Annotated in this window: 8 protein-coding genes; all 8 read left to right on the top strand. The window is 51.5% G+C overall.

What is annotated here, in order from left to right; translation table 11 throughout:
* Nucleotides 1-124: 124 nt before the first annotated feature.
* The 8 genes from lepB (at nucleotide 125) to M0R70_09565 (ending at nucleotide 6,475) form a co-directional block, all read left to right on the top strand.
* A complete protein-coding gene (gene lepB / locus M0R70_09530) occupies nucleotides 125-835 on the top strand; it encodes a signal peptidase I (protein ID MCK9419605.1) in 711 nt (236 codons plus the stop codon).
* Between the two features lie 17 nt (nucleotides 836-852).
* Nucleotides 853-1,248 (top strand): hypothetical protein, encoded by a 396-nt coding sequence (locus M0R70_09535; GenBank protein MCK9419606.1) that lies wholly within the window; start codon nucleotides 853-855, stop codon nucleotides 1,246-1,248.
* A gap of 69 nt (nucleotides 1,249-1,317) precedes the next feature.
* Nucleotides 1,318-2,199, top strand: a complete 882-nt coding sequence (locus M0R70_09540) for a YicC family protein (GenBank protein ID MCK9419607.1) — start codon at nucleotides 1,318-1,320, stop codon at nucleotides 2,197-2,199.
* A gap of 171 nt (nucleotides 2,200-2,370) precedes the next feature.
* A complete protein-coding gene (locus M0R70_09545; GenBank protein MCK9419608.1) occupies nucleotides 2,371-2,622 on the top strand; it encodes a DUF370 domain-containing protein in 252 nt (83 codons plus the stop codon).
* A complete protein-coding gene (gene gmk, locus M0R70_09550; GenBank protein MCK9419609.1) occupies nucleotides 2,619-3,227 on the top strand; it encodes a guanylate kinase in 609 nt (202 codons plus the stop codon). Before M0R70_09545 ends, gmk begins: the two co-directional genes overlap by 4 nt.
* A 158-nt stretch (nucleotides 3,228-3,385) precedes the next feature.
* Nucleotides 3,386-3,817 carry a DNA-directed RNA polymerase subunit omega gene (gene rpoZ, locus M0R70_09555; GenBank protein MCK9419610.1) on the top strand — a complete coding sequence of 144 codons (432 nt, stop codon included), beginning with the start codon at nucleotides 3,386-3,388 and terminating at the stop codon, nucleotides 3,815-3,817.
* 12 nt (nucleotides 3,818-3,829) lie between these two features.
* Complete coding sequence (coaBC, locus tag M0R70_09560) at nucleotides 3,830-5,062, top strand: bifunctional phosphopantothenoylcysteine decarboxylase/phosphopantothenate--cysteine ligase CoaBC (GenBank protein MCK9419611.1); 1,233 nt, start codon at nucleotides 3,830-3,832, stop codon at nucleotides 5,060-5,062.
* A 777-nt stretch (nucleotides 5,063-5,839) separates the two neighbouring features.
* Entirely contained in the window at nucleotides 5,840-6,475 is a 636-nt protein-coding gene (locus M0R70_09565; protein MCK9419612.1) for a DUF1837 domain-containing protein, read from the top strand.
* The last annotated feature ends 101 nt before the right edge of the window (nucleotides 6,476-6,576 follow it).

Consider the following 6,576-nt stretch of genomic DNA (forward strand, 5'->3'; position numbering starts at 1 on the left):
CCGCAGATTACGCAGATTGCACAGATTAAATCGAACCCGATTTGTTTTAAAAAAATCTGTGTCCATCTGCGAAATCTGCGGATAAAAAGGGCTTTTGCATTGAGAATATGTTTTTAGAGGAGTCATGATGACGGAACAACAGCAACAAGGAGTGAAACACAAATCATTTTACAAGGAATGGATTGAACCGTTTCTCATCGCGGCGGTCGTGGCTTTATTCATTCGACAGTTCGTGGTCGAGGCATTCAAGATACCGTCGGGATCGATGATACCGACGCTCGACATCGGCGATCACCTGCTGGTGAACAAGTTCATCTACGGACCGCGGATACCCTTTACGGATATCAGGATATTCACCTGGAAAGAGCCGAAGCGCGGCGAGATCATCGTATTCAAATATCCGGAGAACGAATCGAAGAACTTCATTAAACGAATTGTCGGCCTCCCGGGAGACAAGATCGAGATCAAAAAGGGGATCCTGTTCATCAATGACCAGCCGGTGCAGGTCATCGCGCAAGGTGTATTCACGGAAAAAGAACAGGCCGACGCTTCGTCTTATTATGAAAAGCCGAAGCTGCTTGAAGAACAACTGGGCGTCGTTAAACACAACATTTTATATCTTCGCGACCAGTCGAATTATGATTTTCCTCCAAAACTGGTGCCGGCCGAATCGGTATTTGTAATGGGAGATAACCGCGATAACAGCCAGGACAGCCGGGTCTGGGGTTTCGTGAAGTATGAAAAAATCATCGGCCGGGCGCTCATCATCTACTGGTCATGGGATGGGGACGATCGCTGGCTAAGGTGGGAGCGGATAGGGACGCTGATTCGATAAAGAAGGAGGAAACGAAATTGCCAAATCCAGCAAGGGACAGCGGGATGGTCAGTTTTAAGGTTTTATTTATTCTGCTGATTCTCTTTATTATCATTCATATCGGAGTCAAAGTAACGCCGCTCTATATTGATGCCGAAGCGATGAAGGATGAAATGTCCGCCATGGCCCGTTTTGCGCAGACAACGAAAGACGAGGAAATACTGTCTGATCTCGTAAAAAAGGCGAAGGACCTTGACCTTCCGCTCGGACCGGAAGATTTTAAACTGCTGCGTGATGATGCTTCGCGTCGGATGAAGATCGGCACGGCGTGGGATGTGGAGCTTCATTTCTTTTTTGACATCTATCCGCCGTACACCGCCAGGACCTTTCATTTTACGCCGATCGTCGAGGAGGATTATGCGAGAAAGTTCTGATGCGGCGCGGGACCGTTTGACATTGCGGATATCGAAGCGTACACTACGTTCAGCCAGGGTGAATGAACGATGATACGCAGCATGACGGGATATGGACGGATGGAAGCGGGCGATGCAGGCAGTCACTTTTCCCTGGAGATCCGTTCGCTGAACAACCGTTATCTCGATATCCAGATAAAGATGCCCCGAGGGCTTGCGGTGCTGGAGTCGCGGGTTAAAAAGACCATCCAGGAACGTTTTTCCCGGGGACGGTTTGATGTCTCCATTATCCGGAACAGCGAGCACGAGCGCGGCGGCAGGCTTGTCGTGAACGAGGCATTGGCAGCGCAGTACATCGGGATACTGGAGGACCTCAAAAAACGGTTCGAGTTGAGCGGAGGGGTGGATCTCTCGCTGGTGGCTGGTTTGACGGACCTCATCACGATGACCGAGGAAAAGGATGACCCGGAGAACCTGTGGCAGATTTTGTCAAAAGGACTGACGCAGGCGCTTGACGAACTCGATCGGATGCGTCGTGAAGAGGGTGCTCTTCTGGCGCAGGATATCGGGGAGCGTCTTAATACCGTAGATCGAACGGGCCTGGCCATCCGTGCCCAGGTTCCGGTGAGCGTCGAAAACACGCGCAAGCGAATGACGGAAACCCTGAACAGGCTGCTGAACGAACAACCTGATCCGCTCAGGCTGGCGCAGGAAATAGCGGTCCTCGCGGAGCGTACGGACGTTACTGAGGAGCTCACCCGCCTGGAGTGCCACATGACGCAATTGCGGTCATTGCTGGGCGGTTCCTCGCATGAAGCAGTGGGCAGGAAACTTGATTTTCTGCTGCAGGAGATGGGAAGAGAAGTGAACACCATCGCATCCAAGGCAATGGACGCGCAGATATCCATGGATGTGGTGAACGTAAAGGCCGAGCTGGAAAAAATTCGCGAACAGGTCCAGAACATCGAATAATGGCAATTACTCAGCACCTCTGAAACCAGAAGGGTGTTACAACAAATAAGGACCTTTTTATCCGCAGATTTCGCAGATGGACGCAGATTTTAATAAATCAGGTTCGATTTAATCAGTGAAATCTGCGCAATCTGCGGACAATATTTTGACCTGAGTAGTTACAAATAATGTATGCTAAACAACCTCGTTAATATCGGATACGGCAACATGGTGATGGCGACAAAGGTCGTGGCGGTCCTCTCTCCCGACTCGGCTCCCATGCGGCGGCTCAAGGACGAAGCGAAGGAACAGAAGCGGCTGCTCGATGCCACGCAGGGGAGAAAGACGCGGGCGATCATTATCACCGACAGCGACCATGTCATTCTCTCCGCGGTGCAGGTTGAGACCCTGATGCAGAGATTTTCCAGCGGGAGTGAAACGTGAAGAGAAAACAAGGACTGTTGTTCGTGGTTTCAGCCCCGTCGGGCGCGGGCAAGACGAGCCTGTGCCGGGCCATTACCGACTCGCTGGAGAAACTTGCCCATTCGGTTTCCCATACCACGCGCAAACCGCGGTCCGGCGAGATCGACGGGAGGGACTACTATTTCGTGAGCCAGGAACGTTTCCGGGAGATGATCCAGGCAGGCGATTTCGCGGAATGGGCGGAGGTCCACGAGAACCTCTACGGGACGTCACGGAGGGTGCTTGATGTCATGGTCTCTAAGGGTCGTGATGTGATCCTCGATATCGATACGCAGGGGGCAAAACAGATCAGGGAAAAATATGATACCGCGGTGTACATCTTTATCATGCCGCCGTCGCTCGATATCCTCGAGGAACGGCTCAGAAACCGCAAGTCGGACAACGAGGACGAGATCAGGAAGCGGATGCAGCGGTCGCGCGAAGAGATCAGGGACTATGCGATGTACGACTACCTTATTGTCAACCGGGATTTTGACAGCGCGCTCGTTGAACTGCGCTCCATTATCATTGCGGAACGGTGCCGCATCCGGCTTATGGATACCACGTGGATCGAAGGAATATTTTGATTATCAAACAAGGATTAGGGATGATAACTGCAATCACAGAGTTCACTGAGAAAATAAGGTGAGTTTTTATTTCCGAACGTACGAAAGTAGAATTCATTTCTCCGTGCTCTCTGTGGTTAATTATTGACATTACGACTTACAATTCGAGGAGGTGTACGATGCAAAAAGCAGCAGAAGACCTGATTTCTCTCCCCATCGAGATGAATGACAAGATTTCCGACACAAAATTCCGTTTGGTGCACATCGCGTCCCAGCGGGTGAGACAGCTCTCCGCCGGAGCACCGATGGAGGTTTCTACGAATTCCATCAAGGATACGACCATTGCACTGGAAGAGGCAGTCGCGGGAAAGTTCAAGGTCATCATCGGAGAAGCGGCCAATGTGGCCAAGGAAGAGTTCCGCAAGCGTGAAGAACGCGCACGGGCGGATGCGCAGCTTTCGGCCAAGGAAGAGGAGATCCGCAAAGAGCTCAGCGCCTATCTTTCCGAGTCTGCGGAGGAAGAGGGGGCTGAAGAGGAGCCTGAAGGAGATGGCCTCGGCGAAGAAGAGATGGACGAGAAACCTGAAGATACGGGAACGAGCGAGGAATAGGGAGTCTCAGGCGTGGAGGAGAACCTTTTATCAGGGAAACGGATTCTGCTCGGCGTGACCGGCAGCATCGCGGCATACAAGGCGGTAGACCTGCTGCGAAGGCTGACGGAGCAGGGCGCCGAGGTGCGTGTCGCGATGACAACGTGCGCGGAGAAATTCGTGTCCCGGCTGACTTTTGAGACACTCTCCCGCAGACCGGTATTATTCGATGAGTTTACAGGCGGAAACCAGGCCACCATCGGACACATCGGGATCACCGATGGTCTGGACCTCGCGCTCGTCGCTCCGGCCACGGCGAACATCATCGGCAAGATCGCCGCAGGCATTGCGGACGATGCCTTGACGTCGGCCCTGATGGCAATCGATTGTCCGCTCCTTATCGCGCCCGCCATGAATGACCGTATGTACCGTAATCCCCGGCTCCAGAGAAACATTGCGGTCCTGAAGGATAGCGGCGTGCGGTTTGTCGAACCCGGTACCGGCAGCCTTGCCTGCGGCACCGAGGGTAAGGGCAGGCTTGCGGATATAGGGCTGATCATCCAGGAGCTTGCCGTTTGCTTGACGCAAAAAGACCTTGCGGGAAAGACCGTGCTGGTAACAGCGGGACCGACCCGCGAGTTTATTGACGCGGTCCGCTTTATCAGTAATCCCTCAACAGGGAAGATGGGGTATGCGCTTGCCGCTGCGGCACGGGACCGGGGCGCTGAGGTGATCCTGATAACCGGCCCCACCCAGCTTGCGCCGCCATGGGGAATGAAAGTGGTTTCCGTGGTCAGCGCCGGGGACATGCATCGTGCGGTGACGGAGCATCTTGACCGCAGCCATATCGTCATCATGGCCGCCGCGGTTTCTGATTTCAAGCCTCTCCGGACATCGGACCATAAAATTAAAAAAGAAGACGCGGCCCAAACCCTCGAGCTTGGACGGACCGAAGATATCCTGCTCGAACTTGGCAAGGCGGGAGGAAAGCGTCTGCTGATAGGTTTTGCCGCTGAAACGGACAACATTGAACAGAACGCCCTGAAAAAACTGAAAGACAAACATCTTGATATGATCGTTGTCAATGACCTGCTCCGGAACGGATCGGGATTCGGCGTTGATACGAACGCCGTGACGATCATTGACCGGTCAGGGAAGAGGACCGAAGTGCCGACCATGCCGAAAACGGCCGTTGCCTCTTCGATCATGAACGCCGTCAGTGAATTTTTAAAGAAACAGAATCCCCAGGAACCAACGGCCCCATAGTTTTTTTGATGTTACTCATTTCGTAATCGCCCTGCCTTGTTATCCCTTCTTTTTATTTTCCCAGAGACGTAATGCCAAAAGCATGAATGTCTTTGACAAAGCCCTTCGTTTATAGTACCTTAGCAGCCAGAAACCCCACCTATGCATATACAACACAAAGAGCCTGCCCCGTTTGTGGCGTAGCCACTTTCGGGGGGCAGGGGAAAAGAATCGAAAGAATGGTATCGCAAAATGCGATACCATCGTGTAAATGTAAACATCTTGGAGGGTTTCGGCCCTATGTCTTCACAGATTGTGCAACAGTATAGACCCCAATAAGTTCCTGAGAAATTGGATTGTCGGGTGCCATATTTTTGAGTATGAACAGGGCGGCCTTGATCGGGTTGCCTATGGTGAAAAGATGCTTGAGCGTCTATCGGCGACGCTGCAGAGAAATGGAGTGACGAGGGCTGAGGAACGTGAACTGCGTCGCTACCGGCAATTTTACCAAAGCTATCCCCAAATTCGGGATTCACTGACTCCCGAATTACGGAAGCGCCTACCCGGTTCAGCAGCGGTTCAGCAGCGGCCTGGAATCATTGGACGTGTCTACTTAATTACCAAATGACATAAAAGTAGTGACCCTATGGGCTCGGCAGAACAACATCGGATTTTGGCGAAGGTGGACGAACTGATGAAGCTGTGCGATGAGTTGGAATCCCGTATCACGACTACCTCGATCTTCCGCCGCCAACTCCTTGAAGCCACGTTGGAAGATACTATTGAGGGTAAACCGGTATGAATGTCTCGGGTGCTTTTCAACCGCATATGATGCCACCAGGTAGCCTACCTGTGCGTTGTCATGTCTTGAGGCCAGACCAAGCAACTATTCTTGAAGATTATTTAGTTCAACAACTCCCGCATTGCTATACAACTATTCAGCAAATCAGAGATCGCATTGAAGAAACCGGCTTATCTGCAGCAGAGATAGTCGCAAATAAACTGCCGGATCCAGGTGCGGTTATGTCCGGCGATTTTGGAGAAATACTCGCGCTTTATTTTCTCAGCACAGAAAGGCCGGAAGTTACCACGCTTATCAGAAAGTGGCGCTACAAGCAGGATCGCAAAAAGTCAGCTCCGCTTTCAGATATAGTTATATTGCATAGGCAAAATGCAACTACTATATCTGAGAACGATTATGTGATATGTGCTGAGTCAAAACAGAAAGCTACACCAGGAACATTTGATCCAATCTCGAAAGCACTAGAAGGCTATACAGAAGATAATATGGGTCGCTTAGCACGCACTCTTGCTTGGCTCAGAGAGAAAGCCATTGATCAAGAGAGTAGGCCAGCGATTGACTACATCACTCGATTTACACAAGCGGGTGAGGTTCCTTATAAAAAACGGGTCTTGTCCTTACCGAGTGGGTAAAAATGAGCTTGAAAGCTCACAGAACCCGCTCTACGTAAGGGTTTTTAGCTTGTAATGGATGAGGAAAATATGATATGAATTGAGCATGCAGAAAAACAAGC

The sequence above is a fragment of the Nitrospirota bacterium genome, assembly GCA_023229435.1.
In the GTDB taxonomy this organism is placed as follows: domain Bacteria; phylum Nitrospirota; class UBA9217; order UBA9217; family UBA9217; genus JALNZF01.

Bases quoted from the DNA above. Each gene is read 5' to 3' on its own strand.
- lepB (MCK9419605.1), top strand. From the start codon at position 125: ATGATGACGGAACAACAGCAACAAGGAGTGAAACACAAATCATTTTAC.
- M0R70_09540 (MCK9419607.1), top strand. From the start codon at position 1,318: ATGATACGCAGCATGACGGGATATGGACGGATGGAAGCGGGCGATGCA.
- M0R70_09545 (MCK9419608.1), top strand. From the start codon at position 2,371: ATGCTAAACAACCTCGTTAATATCGGATACGGCAACATGGTGATGGCG.
- rpoZ (MCK9419610.1), top strand. From the start codon at position 3,386: ATGCAAAAAGCAGCAGAAGACCTGATTTCTCTCCCCATCGAGATGAAT.
- M0R70_09565 (MCK9419612.1), top strand. From the start codon at position 5,840: ATGAATGTCTCGGGTGCTTTTCAACCGCATATGATGCCACCAGGTAGC.